Annotated in this window: 1 protein-coding gene; it reads right to left on the bottom strand. The window is 47.9% G+C overall.

Going from position 1 to position 213, the window contains the following annotated elements; translation table 11 throughout:
• A partial coding sequence (locus BN202_RS10085) for a hypothetical protein (RefSeq protein ID WP_019220351.1) occupies positions 1 to 213 on the bottom strand: 213 nt, incomplete at both ends.

Here is a 213-nt window from a genome sequence, read left to right as displayed (position 1 = left end):
CGTGGCTTCATCCTTGGCTTCATAAGCTCGTGAATCTGCTGCCTCGGCTTTTTTCTTGGCTTCTTCTGAGTACATCCGCGCTAAACTTGCTGTAGTCTTAGCGCCATCAGCTATTTGCTTTGCGTCACTCGCTTTATTCGAAGCTTGGTATGCTATACTCTCTGAAGCTTGTGCCTTACTGCGTGCTTGTCCGGCATCATGTTTGGCATAATC

This window comes from Bartonella florencae, from assembly GCF_000312525.1.
In the GTDB taxonomy this organism is placed as follows: Bacteria; Pseudomonadota; Alphaproteobacteria; order Rhizobiales; family Rhizobiaceae; genus Bartonella; species Bartonella florencae.
The sequence above is the reverse complement of the archived record's forward strand: the minus strand, read 5'-3'. Positions and strand labels throughout refer to the sequence as shown.